Here is an 18,692-nt window from a genome sequence, read left to right as displayed (position 1 = left end):
TTATCCAAGTCCATATAATTAATGAAGCGATTTTTGAAATGCTTGATATTGTTCTCGATACCGATATTGCTGATTCATTTGATCAAGTAGTGGTTGATTATGGGTATCCACTCGACCGGTATCAATCATACGTCGGTATAACTCTATATATGGAAGTTTAGCCGCAACCGCCCGCTGATATTCAACTTCACGATCATAATAAACGTGGCGGTAATTCAGACTAGCTAACCCGTAATCATCGATTTCCATAATTAAGTAGTATGCTCGCAGATCCCTTTGTAATTTCTCATGATGATTAAATGGTTCCCCGACTGAGCCCGGATTTAAAATGATTCGTTCATCGCTTCCATAGCGCAAAAGTTGATGGTGAACATGGGCATAAATTGCAATATCAACCTGTGAATCAGTTAATAATTGATCAAAATTAGTCACGTCGTTTGTCGGAAATAAGGCCTGACCTAAATTTTTCTCCGGCAAATTATGACTTAAGGCAAAATTAAGTGGGCCAACCGTAATTGTTTGATGGAGGGGCCATTTTTCCATGATCTTAACCGCACTCGCGCCACCTTGTTCGGCTACATATTGGCCTAGTCGGGCAAAGAAAATTCGCGACGGCTTGGTTAAGTCCCCTTCACCGCGACTTGTATGAATAGCTAAATCATCCCAATTTCCACGCACACAAAGACTTGGTTGCATTTCTTGCAGTAACTGCCAAACTTCCATCACGCCAGGGCCTGGCATTAATAAATCACCTAAAAACCAATATTGATCCACGCCCTGTTTTTGGCTATCTTCGTACATCGCTTGGAGCGCAGTTAAATTTCCGTGAACATCCGCCAAAACGGCAATTTTTTGCTTCATCTAATCACCTCATTCTATCCTAATTTTATCAGTTTTCATCTAGTTTTCAATTTAAGAAAATTGCTCTTTTCTTCTAAATATATTCGGTGTAAAATTTGTGGTGATTGTGACTAAGGAGATTAGCATCATGGAAAATACACTAAACGAACAAACCCCTGAAGGTTGGCATCAAACTTTCATTACCCTTTGGATCGGCTGTTTTATCACCGGAATGGGCTATTCGATGACCATGCCCTTTCTTTCCTTATTTATTGCTGAATTAGGTAATTTTTCCCGTTTTCAACTCAATATCTATTCAGGGCTAGCCTTTGCGATCACTTTTCTATCCCAGGCGGTCATTTCACCCTATTGGGGATCATTAGCCGATCAAAAAGGACGGAAATTAATGTGTTTACGGGCCTCTTTTGTCATGTCGATTACCATCTTTCTAGTTGGTTTTGCGACTAACGTCTGGGTCATAATCTTACTCCGCTTTTTACAAGGCCTTTTTTCTGGATATATTTCAAATGCCACGGCACTGATGGCTAGCGAGACCCCCCACAGCCGCTCCGGTTGGGTCATGACCTCCATGATGACTTCTGGGGTGACGGGAAATCTAGTGGGCCCCCTGCTCGGTGGGACCCTTTCGGGCTGGTTTGGTTACCGAATTCCTTTCTTTATTACTGGGATCTTAATGTTTTTAACTTTTCTAATTACTTTCTTCTTAGTTCACGAACATTTTTCACCAATTAAAAAAGAAGAATTAAAACCGCTGAAGGGCATCATTGCTGAACTACCGAACGTCAAAATTATCGTAATCATGTTTTTTACCACCATGTTTGTTCAAGCATCCGTCATGTCCATTGATCCGATCGTCAGCTTATATGTAAAAGAATTAATGCATGGGCAAGGAAATATTTCTTTTGTCGCGGGAGTCGTGGCAGCTACGCCAGGACTCGGAACGCTCATTGCTTCTTCTAAAATTGGCCATACCATGGACCATATTGGACCGCAAAAAATCTTAATTATCGGTTTAGCAGTGGCTGCTGCACTATTTGTCCCGATGACTTTTGTTTCTTCTCCTTGGGCGTTAGCCTTTTGGCGTTTTATCCTCGGCCTTGCTAATGCCGCCCTGTTACCGGCGGTGCAGACTATTTTAACCCTAGATTCTCCTGCAGATGCTTTTGGTCGGATTTTCTCCTACAACCAATCTTTTCAAGCCGCTGGATCAGTTATGGGATCGCTTGCTGGTTCAACCATTTCAGGAGCCTTTTCATACCAAGCAGTTTTCATCGTTACGGGGATCATGTTGTTGTTCAATTTTATTCTCGTAATTTTCAATCGTACAAAATCATTATCATGATCTAATTAGGAAGCCTGGTCGTCAGGCTTTTTTTTGCGCATTAGTCTGCTATAATATAAATATCTTTAATTTTAAATATGAAAGGATGAACTTCATTTAAATGAACGTTGATATCACTAGTCCGATTGTCCTTGTGATAATTATTTTTATTTTAGCCATCGCTGCCTTATTCACCTTAACGGAGTATTCTCTAGTTAAGGTTCGTCCAACCGAATTAAAAGAACTACCCCAAACTCGGAAGGTCAAAAATGCCCTTAAAATGATGGATCATTTGACGGAATATCTCTCAACTGCCCAAGTTGGGATTACGATCACCTCCTTGGTTTTAGGGTGGATCGGTGAAGGTTACATCACCGCATGGTTAGAGAAATTAAACATTTTCCCTAAAAATGTCAGTGAAGGAGTTTCTTCGGTGATTGGGATTCTGATTTTCACCTTCTTACACGCTGTCTTTACTGATTTGGTACCAAAGAATATTGCCATTGACCAACCGGTTAAAGTGCTTTTATTCATCGTTAACATGACGCGCTTCTTCCACGTGATTTTCTACCCATTAATTTGGATTTTTGATCGGGTTGCCATCATGGTGACTAAATTACTCGGCTTTAATGCCCACCCTGATGAAGATATCTATTCTGAAAACGAAATCATTTCGCTTTCTAAGGAATCTGAAAAGGCGGGAGAATTAGATCGTGAAGATGTTGTTTTTATGCAACGTGCCTTTAAAATGAATGATAAGGTCGCCAGTGATATTATGGTTGACCGTACCCAGTTAACGGTCATTGATATTACCGATACGATTGCCGATGCAGCACAAATCTATTTTGAAAAGAAATTTACGCGGATGCCCGTAGTAGCAAATCATGATAAAGATCATATCTTAGGTTATATTTTCTCTTATGACATCATGCGGCAAAATCAAATCAATCCGCAACAAACGATTCGAGTGATTCTTCGACGGATGCCAATTGCTTATGAAAGTCAACCAATTACCGATGTTCTACAATTAATGATGCAACGTCAAGTGCCAATTGTCGTAGTTCAAGATGAATATGGTGGGACTTCAGGGATTATCACTGATAAAGACATTTATGAAGAACTTTTCGGGACAGTTGGTGAAGAAATTGATCATATTTCAGACAGTATGATTGAACAATCGGAAACCGACTCACAAGGAAATCCAACCTATTTAGTTTCGGGTAAGATGCCATTAGATGATTTTATGCGGTATTTTGAAGTCCAAATTCCTCAATTTGAAACCGTTCAAGTAACCACGCTAACTGGGTTCTTCCTGGAACAACAATATGACATGAAAGTTGGTCAACCTGTACGGGTTGAGGACTTCTCCTTTACCCCTACGGACATTGAGAACCAATATGTCAACGAGTTTAAGGTTACCCATATCAAACCTAAGAAACAAGAATCCGAAAATGATGGTGATGAGCATTCATCAGATAATGATGATGAAGTTAATGAATAGTCAAACCGGGAGTAGTGAAAACAATTTCACTACTCCCGGTTTTTCCTGTACTTTTTACTGAAACGCTGATTCTAATTGCAACCAAATTGCTTGACCCATTAATTGGCCTCCATATGGCGATAAATGTAAGTTATCCCCAAAGTCAACTTCTGGTTTACGATTACCTTCATCATCAGTTATAGAATCACAAGTATCAATGACCCAAGGATTAGATCGTAACCACGCATTTAACGATCGTCTTACCTGATCAATTTGTATATCATTCGTAGTCCACGGTCCCGTCTTCCGAGGAAGTCGAATCGGTGGCAATGTTAAGATCTTAACTTCACTCTGCCGACTTTCAATAATTGACTCCAAGGCACGGTAGCCGATTTTTAAACGATCTAGTGACGGTATTTGCTCCTGACCAAGCGGATTATCAAATGGTACTAGTAAATCATTAGCCCCAATTGAAACCAAAGTAAAGGAAGGTTCATATGGTCGGTGACCGAGTTGTCCATAGCGATGTAGCAAACTTAACCCATAGGTTCTTTCTGGATATTTATTCTGGGGAGCATCTGTTAATAAACGATTGCCTGAGATGCCAGTCACCAACCAAGTTATTTGTTCTGGCTTTTCAACAATTGTTTTTTTGAATAATTCAGCCGCAACCATTCCAGTTTCAACAAGTGAATCACCGGTAAACTCAATTACTTGTGGTTGCGCTTGAGTCCAAACTTCCATCATAGAAAGTGAGACCCAGCCATGACCATGTAGCCATCGATCATTCAATGGTGGTTGATGATTAGCATGACGACCCATACTAGCATTCACCCAAGTAGGATCATAGGTAACCGCAAAGTCACAATAGATTTGCGCTTGGTTTGCAATAACCTTAATATAGACTGATTGACCGGCTTGTACTGTAAATGTAACCGGATCCGTCACCTTCGCTTGACCCGCAGGAATCATCAATTCAGACTGATGATTTATAGTTACCTGGACCGCATGATCAAAATTGTCATTATCGGCAATTAGAATCTGATCAAACTTGAGGGTTTGCGAGCCATAAAAATTCGTAAAAGTTAAACGGAGCTTACTTCCTGATAAGAATGAGGTAAATTTTATAACCTGATTTAATTCGGGATATTGAAAAGCCATGGCCCTTAAATCATGTGTTAATTGATAATATCCGCTTTGCCACTGCATTAAAGTTCCCTCCTAACCTTCCCTAAAAACAAAACGGCTCCTGAACATCTTCCGATCTTCGAGGAGCCATTTTTAGATAGTAGATCCACTACTACACTATTCTTGAATTGTTAGTAACTGAATAACTTCATCAGTATCACTACCAGCAAAGTACTTTTGTAAGTCAAGCTGGTTGAGTACTTTAGTCATTGCTTCCGGACTATATTCAACTCCAGTCAAAGCTTCTTCGACTTCGTGAACATCTCCTGTTCCAAAGAAATCACCATAAATTTTCAGATTGGCAATTTTTCCATGCTCAATCAAGAACCGTGCATCAATGGTTCCACTAGTGAAGTGACGACGCTTCTTAACCGTAAACTCTGGTGACCGACCGTAAACCCAGTCCCAATTTTTGTACCACTTATTTTCAATTTCATCAATTGCAGATTCATCTGCAGCCGTTAATTGATATTCATTGACTTGGGCATCTTCAATTGAGTCAACTTTCCAAATTCGCTTGATTAATTCATCACGGAATTCTTCTGTCGTTAGATTTTGGAATTCTGGCCGTAAGTATGGTCGAATATTCGTAACCCGAGACCGAACGGATTTGATTCCTTTAGATTCAATCTTATCCTTCGGTACTTGCAGTGCATCCGCTACGGTATCGGTATTAACATTGTACATCAGGGTTCCGTGAGAGAAGGTTTTCCCGTGACGGCTGTACATTGCATTTCCCGAAAACTTTTTACCGTCGATCGTGATATCGTTACGACCATTAACTTCAGCACCAGTCGCTCCCATATCGTGAAGAGCATCAACTACTGGTTTAACCAGTTCGCCAAAATCACCAAATTTGACTTGATCAGCTGGTACTACGAAACTAAAGCACATGTTCCCCATGTCTTGATACATGGCACCACCACCAGACAAACGTCGGGTAATCGTAACATGATGTTCTTCGCAATACTTTTGATTGATTTCTTCCAAAGTATTTTGATTACGTCCCACAATAATACATGAGTCTTCAATGTAGAATAACATGAACGGTGGCTTAATCTGATCACTATTCATCAAATATTGTTCAGTTGCCAAATTCCGTCGAATATCATGAGACTTCATTGCTACGTATTGCATAAAATCACTTCACTTTTTTTATTAAATATTAGTTGGGTAACCTAACGCTACGTCAGCGGCATCCATAACTGCTTCAGAAAGAGTTGGGTGCGGGTGAATTGTCAAAGCAATATCTTCAACGGTGTTACCAGATTCAATTGCTAAGGTTAATTCAGAAATCATATCCGAAGCGTTGTTTCCGATAATTTGAGCACCAACAACTTGTTCGTTATCCTTAGTGAATACTAAGCGAACAAATCCTTCATCAGAATGCATTGAGACTGCCCGACCGTTAGCACTGAATGGGAACTTAGCAGTTTTAACATCCAATCCTTCAGACTTGGCTTGGTCAGCAGACAATCCCGTCGTTGCGATCTCAGGATCAACATAACATACAGCTGGCATTGCTCGGTAATCAACTACTGAGCTTTGTCCGGCAATCGCTTCAGCAGCAACCTTACCTTCATAAGAAGCCTTGTGAGCCAAAGCGGCACCCGCAACAATATCTCCGATGGCATAAATGTGTTCAACATTCGTCCGTCCTTGTGCGTCAACCTTAACAAGACCACGATCAGTAGTTTCTACCCCAGCAATATTTAATCCAAGATCATCAGTGTTTGGTTTCCGACCAACAGCTACAGCAACATAATCTGCCGTAACGGTCTTAACTTCACCATTTAATTCGTATGATACCTCAACACTATCACCATTATCCTTAGCTTCCTTAGCCATTGCACCAGTGATAATGTCAATGTCCTTCGCCTTAAAGCGCTTTTCAATGATCTTAACCATATCTTTTTCGTAAGCGCCCAAGATGGTATCAGTTCCTTCAAGAATTGTTACATGGCTACCGAAGTTAGCATAAGCAGCTGCCAATTCAGAGCCGATGTAACCACCACCGATAACAACTAATTCTTTTGGTAAAGCTGGGAGGGCTAATAAACCAGTAGAATCAATAACCCGACCACCAAACTTAAAACCTGGAATTTCAATTGGATGACTACCAGTAGCTAAAATTAAGTTTTTGAAAGTGTAAGTTTGGGCACTGTCGTCATTAATTACCCGTAAACTATGGTCAGACTTCATGAAAGCAGTCCCGTGAATCACATCAATCTTGTTCTTCTTGAACAAGTAGGCAACCCCGTTACTCATCCGATTAACGACTTGTTTCCGGTATTCTTGCACCTTGTCAAAGTCTAACTTAACATCGCCAGTTTCAATTCCCCGGTCAGCACCATCTTTTGCTGTTAAGTATTCATGTGATACTTGGATCATCGCCTTAGATGGAATACATCCAACGTTAAGACATACTCCACCAAGAGCATCATAACGTTCAACCACGGCAACCTTTTGACCGAGTTCAGCAGCATGAACAGCTGCAACGTATCCACCAGGACCTGAACCAACTACGATTGTATCTAAATCAATTGCGTAATCACCAACAACCATTTAAATCACCCTTCCATTAACAACAATTCTGGATCTGCCAACAATTCTTTCATCCGGTTCATGGCCCGTTGTGCCGTAGCACCATCGATAATCCGGTGGTCAACAGTTAATGATAACTTCAAGACCCGTGCCACTTCAACATGATCTTCAACCACAACTGGCTCAGATGAAATTTTACCCATTCCGATAATCGCTACTTCTGGCCAGTTAACAATTGGGGTAAAGTGACCACCACCGATTGAACCGATGTTAGTAATCGTCATCCCAGTGTTACTCATGTCAGCTGATCCTAATTTACCATCCTTAGCCTTTTCAGTGTTAGCTGAAATAGCCTTGGCAATGTCAAAGAGGCTTAAGCGATCAGCATGCTTAACGTTTGGAACATACAAACCATTATCGGTATCGGTAGCAATTCCAACATTGACGTAGTCACGATAGTTGATTTGCTTGTTTTCCATGTCAACCTTAGCATTGAATTCTGGGAATTCACGCATAATAACCGCTAAGGCCTTCGTCATATAAGCCATGAAAGTCAAGTGAACACCACGTTCGGAAGCCAATTCCTTGTACTTCTTCCGGTGATCCCAAAGCTTGTCAACAACCACTTCGTCAAAGACCGTAATCATAGGAATTTCATGACTAGCAGTGGTCATTGCCTTAGCAGTAGCCTTCCGAACTGGAGACATCTTTTCAGCGTGTTCTGGCCAACCTTCTGGTGCTGTAGGAACCGCCATTGGAGCTGGTTCAGCGGCTGGAGTTGGAGCACTCACTTCAGCTGCTGGAGCTGCAACCGGAGCACCGCCAGCTAAGAAGGCTTCGACATCACTCTTTAGAACTTGGCCATGACGACCAGTTCCAGCAACTTGGTTTACATCAACTCCGTTGTCACGAGCGAATTTCCGAACTGCAGGCATTGCTAAGACTGGTAAGCTATGATCAGCAGCCGCTGGTGCAGGAGCAGCAGGACTTGCTGCTGGAGCAGGTGCAGGAGCACTTGTTTCAGCGGTAGCTGGGGCAGCTTCTTCAACCGGAGCAGCTTCTTCTGCTGATTCATCAACGTTCCCTTCACCATCAGCAACTTCTAGTTCGATTAATGGGTCACCAACATTAGCTAATTCACCTTCAGGAACAATAATCTTGGTAACAGTCCCAGCAACTGGTGATGGTAATTCTTCTACCGACTTATCGTTTTCGATTTGGACAAAGTCTTGATCTTTTTCAACTTGATCACCAACGGCCACATGCCATTCGCCGACCGTTCCTTCGGCCATCCCTTCACCAACGTCTGGTAACTTAAATTGATATTTACTACTCATTACTCGTTCACCTCACTAGAAATTAACTGTCTTTTTAACTTCATCAATGATGTCTTGCTTGTTAGGTAACCAAACACCTTCGGCATCACTAACTGGGTATGGAGTATCTGGTGCAGCCACCCGACCAATTGGTGCGTCTAATGAGAGAACTCCTTGTTGGGCAATTAAGGCCGCCACTTGACCACTAACCCCACCTTGGAGTGGTGCTTCTTGAACTAATACTACGTGCCCCGTCTTCTTAACGGTTTCTAAGATGGCATCTTCATCTAATGGTGAAATTGTCCGTAAGTCCAGCACTTCCACATCAATGCCTTCTTTAGCAAGATCTTCAGCTGCAGCTAAACTTTCCCGAACCATGTATCCATAAGTAATGATTGAAACATCCTTACCTTCACGTTTAACCGCTGCCTTGTCCAATGGAACAGTGTAAGCTTCATCAGGTACTTCTTGACGGAAGGAACGGTAAAGCTTCAAGTGTTCAAGGAAGAAGACTGGATCATCTGAACGAATTGATGAGATCAGCAATCCCTTTGCATCATATGGATCAGATGGAACAACTACCCGTAAACCAGGAATTTGAGCTAACAAACCAGAGAAGTCATCCGAGTGCAATTCAATTGCGTTAACCCCACCACCATAAGGTGAACGAATGGTAACTGGGTATGTCCGTGACCCAGAGTGACGGAAGCGTTGCCGTGCCATTTGACCAGCAATTTCATCAAAGGCTTCGAAAATAAATCCACTAAATTGAATTTCAGGAACAGGACGAAGACCTTGTGTTGCTAAACCATTAGCTAAAGCAATGATTCCTGATTCAGCTAAAGGCGTGTCGTATACTCGATCTTCACCAAATTTTGCTTGGAGACCATCAGTGGCCCGGAAGACACCACCGTTTTTACCAACGTCTTCACCAAAGACTTCGACATTTTCATCGCGGGCTAATTCTTCATCTAGAGCATCAGTAACCGCTTTAACCATTGTAATTTTAGCCATGATTACTTGGCCTCCTTTTCTTCATACTTCTTGATTTGCTTTTGGATGGTAGCTGGAGCATCAACGAATTCAAACTTCAACATTTCTGATACAGTTTGAGCTGGTTGTGATTCAAGTTCCTTAACAGCTGCATCTACTTCAGCATTCACTTCATCAACGTATGCATTTTCTTGTTCTTCAGTCCAAAGGCCTTTCTTGGTTAAGAAGTTACGCATCCGTTCAATTGGATCTTTTGCATGCCATTCAGCTTCTTCATCGCTTGAACGGTAACGTGAAGGATCATCACCAGAAAGGGTGTGAGCTCCATAACGGTAAGTTAAGGTTTCAATTAAGACTGGACCATTGCCTTCAGCAGCGTAATCACGAGCTTGCTTTACAGTTGCATAAACAGCTAAGGCATCCATCCCATCTACTTGGAAGCAAGGTAATCCAGCGGCAACCCCTTTTTGAGCCAAGGTAGGAGCAGCGGTTTGCTTTGCCCGTGGAACTGAAATACCGTATCCGTTATTTTGAACAATGAAAACTGCTGGAGCATGGAAGGCACCTGCGAAGTTAATCCCTTCATAGAAGTCACCTTGAGAAGTACCACCATCACCAGTGTATGAATAAGCTACGTTCTTAGTCCCCTTCTTCTTCAACCCCAGGGCAATCCCAGCGGTTTGAGCATATTGAGCACCAATAATAATTTGTGGTGGAAGAGCCTTTAATTCTTCTGGGAACTTAGTCCCGTTGTAGTGACCTTTTGACCACATAAAGGCTTGTGCTAATGGAAGCCCATGTTTAACTAATTGTGGAATATCACGATAAGCACCAGCTAAGAAGTCATCCTTTTCCATGGCATAATTTGATGCCATTTCACTAGCTTCTTGGCCTTGAGTAGGGGCAATAAAACCTAACCGACCTTGACGATTCAACTTGGTTGACCGGTCACCAACAACCCGTGACCAAATCATTTCTTTAAACAAATCAACCAATTGTTCATCAGTCAAATCTGGCATTAAGTCCTTATCTACTACTTCACCATCTTGACTTAAAACTTGAAATGGTTTTTCGTCGCCAGTGTAGTACTTAAGACTTTCAAAGTCTAACTTTTTCATTATCATAACCTCCTATAAATCCCTGTATTACAATAATGTTATCGCTTACAAGGATATTGTAGCACATCAAATCTATTTGTAAATTTTGAGAATAATTTCACATAAAATTGGATGGTATCTAGTGGCCGTAAGTGTTACTCACATTTTTTAGTAAGCCCTTACAAAAAATTTACTAAAATTTTTGAAAAAATTGCAAAATAAAACGAGAGTAAGTCCCCTAAACATACTCTCGTTACTAATTTAAATTTTTACTTAAAGACAAAGTTAATCAGCACAATATAAGCTACAGTCCCTAAAATCAATGAGGTAAACAAACTGCGCCATATTAAATGAACGATCACCGTTACGATCCCAGCAATTAGATCCGGTAAACCATGACTGGCCCCTAACCAATTAACACTGCGATAACAATAAACTACCAACATTGCCATAATGGCGGGCGGTAAAAACTTTCCTAAGCCATCAATATATGGTGACACATGCCCATTTTGATCCCGAAAAATTTTAAAGGGAACAATTCGGGTCGTCATATTGGCAACGGCCGCAATTAAAATTGTTGCAAGTTGCTGAATTAAAGTCATTTGTTACCCCCTGCTCGTCTTTGTAAACGTCGATAGAGCCAAGTATATTCGATCACCATTAACAACAAGGCTAGTAATAGAAAATAGGTTTGTCCAATTGCTAAAAGACAAATCGCCGTAATAATAAACCCACTGATGGAACTAATGTGATTACTTTCTTTTAAGATCTGTTCGAGGGCCAAAACAATAAATAAAGCGGTCATAATGAAATCCAACCCATTAATTTGAATAGCCAATTGTTGACCTAACACACCGCCGAGTCCGGCCCCAAATACCCAGGCCAAATAATCGTAAATACTAATATATGAATAGACTAATTGCTGGTCTAAATGTTCCGGCACTTCCACTTCAAGGTTAACGGCAAAGGTCTCATCCGATAAACCTAAAATTTGGACCCATTTTTGCCAACCTTGGCCATGATAGCGATCTAACATGGCAATCCCATAAAAAAATTGTCGAAAACCAACGACCAAGGTAATTAGCAAGACGGTGACCGGGGCAAACTTCAACAAAAGCATATTAGCAATCAAGAATTCGACCGATCCCCCATATATCGTCGCGGCCATCAATAAAGGAAACCACCAATCAAAATGTAAGTTATGCATATACAATCCATAACTAACCGCCAAAATGACATAACCAATCATGACTGGAAATGATTTCTTAAAAGCATATTTCCATTCCAATTCAATTCCCTCTCTCATCATATCTTTACCGAATGTTAATGTTTAAGATTGTAACATATCCCGATAATCGTTGATATAGCAAAATGGTAGTTTCTTACAAATAAAAAGGTTTAGCAAAATCGATCAAAATTTGCTAAACCAGATTTATTATTGATTTTCACGAATGTTCTCGTAGACATAGGAAATTTCATTGGGCCGGTAAACCCCGTGGAGGGTCCCCACCCGATGGAAACCATACTTTTCAATTAAATGTTGCATTGGTGCATTATCTTCATGCGTATCAATGCGGATTGATAAAATTTCGGGGCGTTGCTCTTTAATATAATCAATTAAAGCTACAAACAAACCAGAAGCATAACCATGACCTGCATGCTCTGAATGGATAGCTACTCGATGAATGACCACATATTGATCCGTTTCAATTTTCCATTGACCATCTAAGGCATCATAGGTTTGGTCTGGAGCTGGAACCATCGCAAAGGCCCCAACTGTTTCATGATCATCTGAATGAACTAAATAAGCATAGCCATTTTCGATATCTTCCTTAATATGATCTCGATTAGGGTAATCACCTTGCCATTGGTCGATCCCCCGTTCAGCCAGTTGGTTCCGTCCATCTTTTAAAATTTCAATTACTCGTTCTAGATCATTTAATTGTGCTTGTTCTAAATGCATCATTTTTCTCCTCTCTCATTAGACAGTTTTTCCAATTTAGCACACTGAATTACAAATGAGCAAGTTTTAATGATGATTAAAGATTGCTTACAAATTAGCCTAAGGAACAAGAAATGATTTAGCATGATGAAAAATCACTTTTCACCATTATGAATAAACTTAAAAACAGTTGAAGATGAAAGGCCCGCATCAAATTGATATCCCGCTACTGAAAAATCCTTCACCGCTTCGATTGTAGTCACATCACGTTCTACTAAATCACGCACAAAAAAGCCTCGCGCCTGTTTAACGGCGGTTGATGGTTGGGTTAACTTACCTTGTTTATTCGTTAATAACTCAATCGTAATTAACTGATCGTCGGTTTGTAAGTATGGACTTATCGCCCGACTATATTCTTTAGAGGCTAGATTGAGCACGACATCATGCTCTTCAAAGAGTTTTTTATATAGTCGTTGTCCCCAAAAATGATACAGATCTGGTTGCGCTGCAACTGCTAAACTGGCCTTCATTTCTAAACGATAGGGTTGAATTTCGGTAAAAGGGGCGACTAGTCCATACAATCCCGACACGATCCTTAATCGGTCCGCTAATCGCTTTAATTGCTCCTCAGTCATTAAATCAGGTGCCATCGCTTGATATTGTATTCCTTGGTAGGTTAAAATTGCGGGGCTCCCTGGTGCATCTAGGGATAATTTGTGGACCCACTCATTTGCATCATGAGCTACTCGATCGCTACAGGCCCATAAATCCTGACGTTGCTGATCGGTCAATGCTTGTAAGCTATTGATAACTTCACTAGTAGCCTTTGGAAATAATAATTCTTGTTGTAAACTCGTGAAATTTTCCCCTGGTTTCATTTTCATGGAAGGCGAAATAAAATATTTCATCATAGATTCCTCTAATTATAAAAAGGTAGGACTACTTCCTACCCTTCTGATCTTTCTTTGGTTTTGATAAATTAATCTCGACTGATCCTGATGGTGGTACAGGCGGTCTTAAATCTTCAGTATAGGTTCTCAGCCATCCCGTCAATAACGGCAAGCCAATCACGACCAAAATGGCAATGATCAAAGCTGGACCCGTCATCCGTGTTAAATAGATCATCCATAGACTAGTCCGATAACCAGCTAGATACCAACTCATCCCACCGGCCAGTAGGATCGACCAAATAAATTGTAAACTACCACTAAAGAGACCTAGTGAAATCAATTGGTTACGGTTTAAATGAACATTTAGTGGAATGTGACGTCCCATGATTAACCACATCACTAAGGCTACTAGAATCATCACTAATCCCATTAACCAGCTCCCGGGATTGATGATCAAACTAATAACCAGGCCGATAAAGGCCACTATACTCCCAGCCTGCTCACCAAGTGCAAAAAAAGCTGATAAACCAATTAAACCTATTAGCTGAAAATTGATGACTAGACCGTTAGCAAAAGCAAAATGCCATTGGAATTGGCTTAAAATTATCATTAACAGTACTAAGGTAATTGCAATTAAAGTGTGTTTTTGAAGTATTTTTAACATTATTGTAGTGCTTGTTTATCGGTATCTTGCATCCAAACAATGGCTAAGGCTCCTGATCCTAAGTGGGTACCAATTACTGGGCCAAAATAAGTTAAATCCCAGCGAATATCAGGATACTTACCCTTTAAGTCAGCTAACCATTCCTCACCAGCGGCTTGCGCATTGGCATGAACCACCATTGCACGAACTGGATAATCTAATTGCTTCAAATCAGCCGCGAAAATCTCTTCACACCGTAACTTGGCTTTTTTCATGGAACGGACTTTTTCAAAGGCTTCAATGGCATAATTTTCCGTATGTATCGTCAATAGCGGTTTTATCTTTAAAAGCGAACCTACAAAGGCGCTCGCATTTGATAAACGGCCTCCCCGAACCAAGTTTTGTAAATCATCCACGACAAAGACATTGTTGAAGGTATCGCGATATTCGGATAATTTTTTGATAATATCGTCTAAATCATCATGTTGCTCGGCTAATCGAGCCCCCTCGATCGCTAATTCCCCCATCATCCGAATCGTCAAATGTGAATCAAAAGGAATGATTTTGATAGTATCAGCAAGTTGCTCAGCTAACTGGGTAACGGTTGCCATTAACCCAGAAATTGCACTGGTTAGGTGAATGCTGATAACGGCATCGTAACCAGCTTGCGCTAAACGCTCATAAGTTTCCATGAGAACCCCAATTGATGGCTGGGAAGTACTAGGAAAAACATCCCCCGTTTTTAATTTAGCATAGAATTCATCATTGGTGAGGTTAACGCCTTCTTCATAAACTTGATCACCAAAAATAACCGGAATTGGAACGACCGTAATCTGATATTTTTCAATTTCGTCGGGTTCCAAATAAGCCGTACTATCGGTTACGATAGCAATTTTCATAAATCTGCTCCTCCGTCGGCATGTCAAAGTTGTTACTATCATACCTTAATTAAATTCATAACTCAAACTAGTTAATTTTGATGCACTATTACAGTATAATTGTACTGACGTACATTTGTTTGGAGGATGATGAAATGGCTTTTGATGGATTATTTACGCATGCCATGGTGCATGAATTAAACGCAACTCTTGCTGGAGGGCGAATTGCGAAAATCAACCAGCCTTACCCACTGGAACTATTAATGGTAATTCGTGCTAACCGTCACAACTACCCTTTATTACTCTCCGCCAATCCTGCTTATCCGCGGGTTCAAATCACCCAAATTCCTTACCAAAATCCTGCTAGCCCATCTAATTTCACGATGACCATGCGTAAATATCTGGATGGCGCAATTATTGATGAAATCAAACAGATCGATAATGATCGAATTATCCAAATATCTTTTCAGCATCGTGATGAATTAGGTGACTTACAAACTTTAATCTTACAAATTGAGATTATGGCACGGCATAGCAATATCATTTTATTTCAGGCTGCCGATCACAAAATCATCGACACCATTAAACACGTTGGGAGTGATCAGAACCGGGTGCGAACCTTATTACCCGGTGCAACTTTCATCATGCCTCCCAAACAAGCTCGGACAAATCCTTTTTTACCAAATCAACACTACAGTGATCTGATTCGCCAATTCAAAGATGATCCTAGGGAATTAGCCAAGGCACTTCAAAATCAATATCAAGGCTTTGGCCCTGATAGTGCCCTGGAATTAGCTCACCGACTCTTAACAAGTGATCATTTACCTAGTACTTATGAAAGATTTTTAGCGACCTTTAACCAAACTCATGCCACTTTATATGAAAATGAGCGGGGGAAACTGAATTTTGCTGCATTCACGCCAACGATAAATTTTAGACATCCGCGATCATTCGAATCCCTATCAGACCTTTTAGATGCTTTTTATGCTGACAAAGCTGAGCGTGATCGATCCAAGGAACTGGCCGGTCAAGTCATTAAAGTAATTAATAATATCTTGAAAAAAGATCGCCGCAAAGTAAAGAAACTACATCAAGAATTAGACGATGCTAAAACTGCCGATCAATATCGGATTAACGGTCAAATTTTAACCACCTATTTACATCAACTCCAACCTGGGATGACCGAAATTGAATTACCTAATTTCTACGCCAATAACGAACCAATCACAATTAGCTTAGCACCGGAACTATCTCCTTCACGAAATGCTCAACGTTATTTTACGAAGTATAACAAACTTAAAACTTCGGTCGATTTCGTCAATGAACAATTAGCGCTTACTAATCAAGAAATTGATTACTTAACTGCTGTTCTTAGTCAGATCGACCTAGCTGCACCAGCCGATATCCAAGATATTCGGCTGGAGTTGCAAGAACAAGGGTATATCAAACAAAAAGGTTCCAACAAAAAGCAACGCAAGACCAAACCGAGTCAACCAAGCGAATACCAGACTTCGAGTGGGGTTCCGGTTTTAGTTGGCAAGAACAATCGCCAAAACGACCAATTGACTTTTAAAATTGCTAATAAAAACGAATTATGGTTTCATGTTAAGGATCTCCCTGGTTCCCACGTGGTCTTGAGATCGACTTCACCGTCAGATGAAGAAATTCAAGAGGCTGCGGAGATCGCTGCCTACTTCTCCAAGGGACGCGATTCTAGTCATGTCCAGGTCGACTACTTACCTATTAAATCGATCCATAAACCAAGTGGCGCTCGTCCCGGCTTTGTTACTTTCCGCGGTCAAACCACCTTAACAGTAACCCCCAAATTACCATGAAAATACGTAAAAAAGAACAAAAACGACTCATCATTACTTACCAAATTACGATGGCCCTCCTGGCGATTGTTTCCATCTTATTGATCGTAATGGATCTTTCCCGGACCATAACAATTACCGCTTATCCGTATTCTCTGGTTGATAACCTAATCTGGGGAATTTTCACTCTTGATTACTTGATTCGACTTGGGCGGGCGAAAAATAAGAAAGAATTTTTTGTCCATAATATTTTTGATCTTTTATCAATTATTCCTGTCAACCTAGCTTTCTCGATCTTCCGAATTAACCGTTTGGGACGATTATTTGTTGTTATTCGTCTCCTAAGGCTGACACGTTTAGTTGGACTGATCGGGCGGTTGCGCTATTTTTTAAAATTTAACGGATTAATCTACTATTTATATATTTCCATTTCTGTCTTAGCAATTACCTCAATCATGTTCTCAATTGCAGAAAATCGTTCTATTTGGGCATCACTATGGCTTGCAATTACCACTAGTACGACTGTCGGTTATGGCGATATTGCTCCCCATACCGTTCTGGGAAAGATTTCCGCGGTTTTTGACATGCTGGTTGGAATTGGTTTAGTCGGGGTAATCACAGGAAATATTACTGCTCTGTTCTCCCGGCGGTCCCCACGCAATGAGCATTCTCTCAAAAAGTTACATCATGAAAATCAAGCCATCTTAAAACAAAATGCTGATTTGATTAAACAAAATCAAGCCATCCTAAGCGAATTAAAAACATTAAAAGATCAACTCCAAAACAAACAAGATGACAACTAAAAAGATCCGTTTGTAGGACTCACTTTCCTGCGAACGGATCTTTTATGTTAACTAATTTTCGACCTCAACACCTGCTTCGGCAATTGGTAGTACCATCACGGGATCAACTAAACCATTAGCTTTTAAAGCTTGTACGAATTCATCCACAGATGCATCTTCAGGTAATAAGGTCATTACCGTTGGCCCCGCTCCACTTAAATAGGTAGCTAGCGCCTGATGTTGGTGCGCGATTGCTCTCACTTGAGCTAATTCTGGTACCAACTTGCTTCGGTAGGGTTCATGAAACATATCGGCTTCCATCAATTCCCCTACGGCTTGATAATCTTGGGCAAACAAGGCGGCTGCCAGGGTATTAGCAATGGCGCTAGCTTGCGTTGCCTCATGAAAACCAATCATGTTTGGTAAAGCATTGCGACTATCACTGGTCTTTAAATTATAGGCCGGCACGTAAGCCACAAACTGATAAGGCATGGCGGGAGCTTTTACGGCAATAAAGTGATCATGTAGACTAGTTCCAATCACCGTTCCCCCTAAAATGGTTGGGGCCACATTATCGGGATGACCCTCAATTTGACTGGCGATTTCGACCTTTTCTTCCGCCGATAAATGTAGCTTCGCGATCTGATTAGCTAGTTCGATCCCACCAACATTACAACTTGAGGAACTACCTAAACCATGTGCTAAAGGAATCGGAGAATTGACTACAATATGGTGAGGCGCCAAGTCCGCCTTTACTTTTAAGGCGGCCCGAACAACCATATTTCGTTCATCATGTGGAATTTGCTCCAAATCATGATCAACTACCCAATGATCCGTTGGTTCTAAGACATCAATCGTTAAATATAGGCCTAGCGCCATCCCCATTGAATCAAAGCCAGGTCCTAAATTGGCACTTGATGCTGGTACCTTAATTCGCATTATT

At 40.9% G+C, this 18,692-nt stretch carries 18 protein-coding genes; 4 read left to right on the top strand and 14 right to left on the bottom strand.

The features are described 5' to 3' along the window. Nucleotides 1-18: 18 nt before the first annotated feature. Nucleotides 19-861, bottom strand: coding sequence for a metallophosphoesterase family protein (locus FC60_RS04440; protein ID WP_056937264.1), 843 nt, complete (start codon nt 859-861; stop codon nt 19-21). A 127-nt stretch (nt 862-988) separates the two neighbouring features. Between FC60_RS04440 and FC60_RS04435 the strand changes: the two genes are divergently transcribed. Continuing rightward, nucleotides 989-2,203, top strand: coding sequence for an MFS transporter (locus FC60_RS04435; protein ID WP_056937263.1), 1,215 nt, complete (start codon nt 989-991; stop codon nt 2,201-2,203). Nucleotides 2,204-2,303: 100 nt separating this feature from the next. Further along, complete coding sequence (locus tag FC60_RS04430) at nt 2,304-3,683, top strand: hemolysin family protein (RefSeq protein WP_056937262.1); 1,380 nt, start codon at nt 2,304-2,306, stop codon at nt 3,681-3,683. A 54-nt stretch (nt 3,684-3,737) separates the two neighbouring features. On the opposite strand, the gene FC60_RS04425 is transcribed toward FC60_RS04430, so the two are convergent. The 12 genes from FC60_RS04425 to FC60_RS04370 form a co-directional block, all read right to left on the bottom strand. Then, nucleotides 3,738-4,871, bottom strand: a complete 1,134-nt coding sequence (locus tag FC60_RS04425) for a GDSL-type esterase/lipase family protein (RefSeq protein ID WP_056937261.1) — start codon at nt 4,869-4,871, stop codon at nt 3,738-3,740. Between the two features lie 96 nt (nt 4,872-4,967). Further along, nucleotides 4,968-5,987, bottom strand: coding sequence for a lipoate--protein ligase (locus FC60_RS04420; RefSeq protein WP_007122668.1), 1,020 nt, complete (start codon nt 5,985-5,987; stop codon nt 4,968-4,970). 21 nt (nt 5,988-6,008) lie between these two features. After that, a complete protein-coding gene (gene lpdA / locus FC60_RS04415) occupies nt 6,009-7,415 on the bottom strand; it encodes a dihydrolipoyl dehydrogenase (protein WP_056937260.1) in 1,407 nt (468 codons plus the stop codon). Between the two features lie 5 nt (nt 7,416-7,420). Then, nucleotides 7,421-8,731, bottom strand: a complete 1,311-nt coding sequence (locus FC60_RS04410; protein ID WP_056937259.1) for a 2-oxo acid dehydrogenase subunit E2 — start codon at nt 8,729-8,731, stop codon at nt 7,421-7,423. Between the two features lie 15 nt (nt 8,732-8,746). Beyond that, nucleotides 8,747-9,724 (bottom strand): alpha-ketoacid dehydrogenase subunit beta, encoded by a 978-nt coding sequence (locus FC60_RS04405; RefSeq protein ID WP_007122671.1) that lies wholly within the window; start codon nt 9,722-9,724, stop codon nt 8,747-8,749. 2 nt (nt 9,725-9,726) lie between these two features. Beyond that, on the bottom strand, nt 9,727-10,821 hold the full coding sequence (gene pdhA, locus FC60_RS04400; protein WP_056937258.1) for a pyruvate dehydrogenase (acetyl-transferring) E1 component subunit alpha: 1,095 nt from the start codon (nt 10,819-10,821) through the stop codon (nt 9,727-9,729). Between the two features lie 248 nt (nt 10,822-11,069). Beyond that, a complete protein-coding gene (locus FC60_RS04395) occupies nt 11,070-11,402 on the bottom strand; it encodes a branched-chain amino acid transporter permease (protein WP_056937257.1) in 333 nt (110 codons plus the stop codon). Further along, nucleotides 11,399-12,088, bottom strand: a complete 690-nt coding sequence (locus FC60_RS04390; RefSeq protein WP_235806074.1) for an AzlC family ABC transporter permease — start codon at nt 12,086-12,088, stop codon at nt 11,399-11,401. Before FC60_RS04390 ends, FC60_RS04395 begins: the two co-directional genes overlap by 4 nt. Before the next feature lie 147 nt (nt 12,089-12,235). After that, nucleotides 12,236-12,763, bottom strand: a complete 528-nt coding sequence (locus FC60_RS04385; RefSeq protein WP_056937255.1) for a GNAT family N-acetyltransferase — start codon at nt 12,761-12,763, stop codon at nt 12,236-12,238. 134 nt (nt 12,764-12,897) lie between these two features. After that, the gene (yaaA, locus tag FC60_RS04380; RefSeq protein ID WP_056937254.1) at nt 12,898-13,650 is read right to left on the bottom strand and encodes a peroxide stress protein YaaA; all 753 of its coding nucleotides are present in this window, start codon (nt 13,648-13,650) and stop codon (nt 12,898-12,900) included. A gap of 31 nt (nt 13,651-13,681) precedes the next feature. Continuing rightward, nucleotides 13,682-14,296 (bottom strand): hypothetical protein, encoded by a 615-nt coding sequence (locus FC60_RS04375; protein WP_056937253.1) that lies wholly within the window; start codon nt 14,294-14,296, stop codon nt 13,682-13,684. Further along, complete coding sequence (locus FC60_RS04370) at nt 14,296-15,174, bottom strand: DegV family protein (RefSeq protein WP_056937252.1); 879 nt, start codon at nt 15,172-15,174, stop codon at nt 14,296-14,298. The genes FC60_RS04375 and FC60_RS04370 overlap by 1 nt, the downstream gene beginning before the upstream one ends. Before the next feature lie 134 nt (nt 15,175-15,308). Between FC60_RS04370 and FC60_RS04365 the strand changes: the two genes are divergently transcribed. Both FC60_RS04365 and FC60_RS04360 read left to right on the top strand, forming a co-directional pair. Continuing rightward, on the top strand, nt 15,309-16,988 hold the full coding sequence (locus tag FC60_RS04365; RefSeq protein WP_056937251.1) for an Rqc2 family fibronectin-binding protein: 1,680 nt from the start codon (nt 15,309-15,311) through the stop codon (nt 16,986-16,988). After that, nucleotides 16,985-17,770, top strand: a complete 786-nt coding sequence (locus FC60_RS04360) for an ion transporter (RefSeq protein WP_056937250.1) — start codon at nt 16,985-16,987, stop codon at nt 17,768-17,770. Before FC60_RS04365 ends, FC60_RS04360 begins: the two co-directional genes overlap by 4 nt. Nucleotides 17,771-17,821: 51 nt before the next feature. On the opposite strand, the gene thrB is transcribed toward FC60_RS04360, so the two are convergent. Further along, nucleotides 17,822-18,688, bottom strand: coding sequence for a homoserine kinase (gene thrB / locus FC60_RS04355; protein ID WP_056937249.1), 867 nt, complete (start codon nt 18,686-18,688; stop codon nt 17,822-17,824). Nucleotides 18,689-18,692 lie beyond the last annotated feature (4 nt).

Origin of the sequence: Limosilactobacillus gastricus DSM 16045, assembly GCF_001434365.1 — a bacterium.
Taxonomy (GTDB): Bacteria; Bacillota; Bacilli; order Lactobacillales; family Lactobacillaceae; genus Limosilactobacillus; species Limosilactobacillus gastricus.
This window is presented reverse-complemented; position numbering and strand designations above follow the sequence as displayed.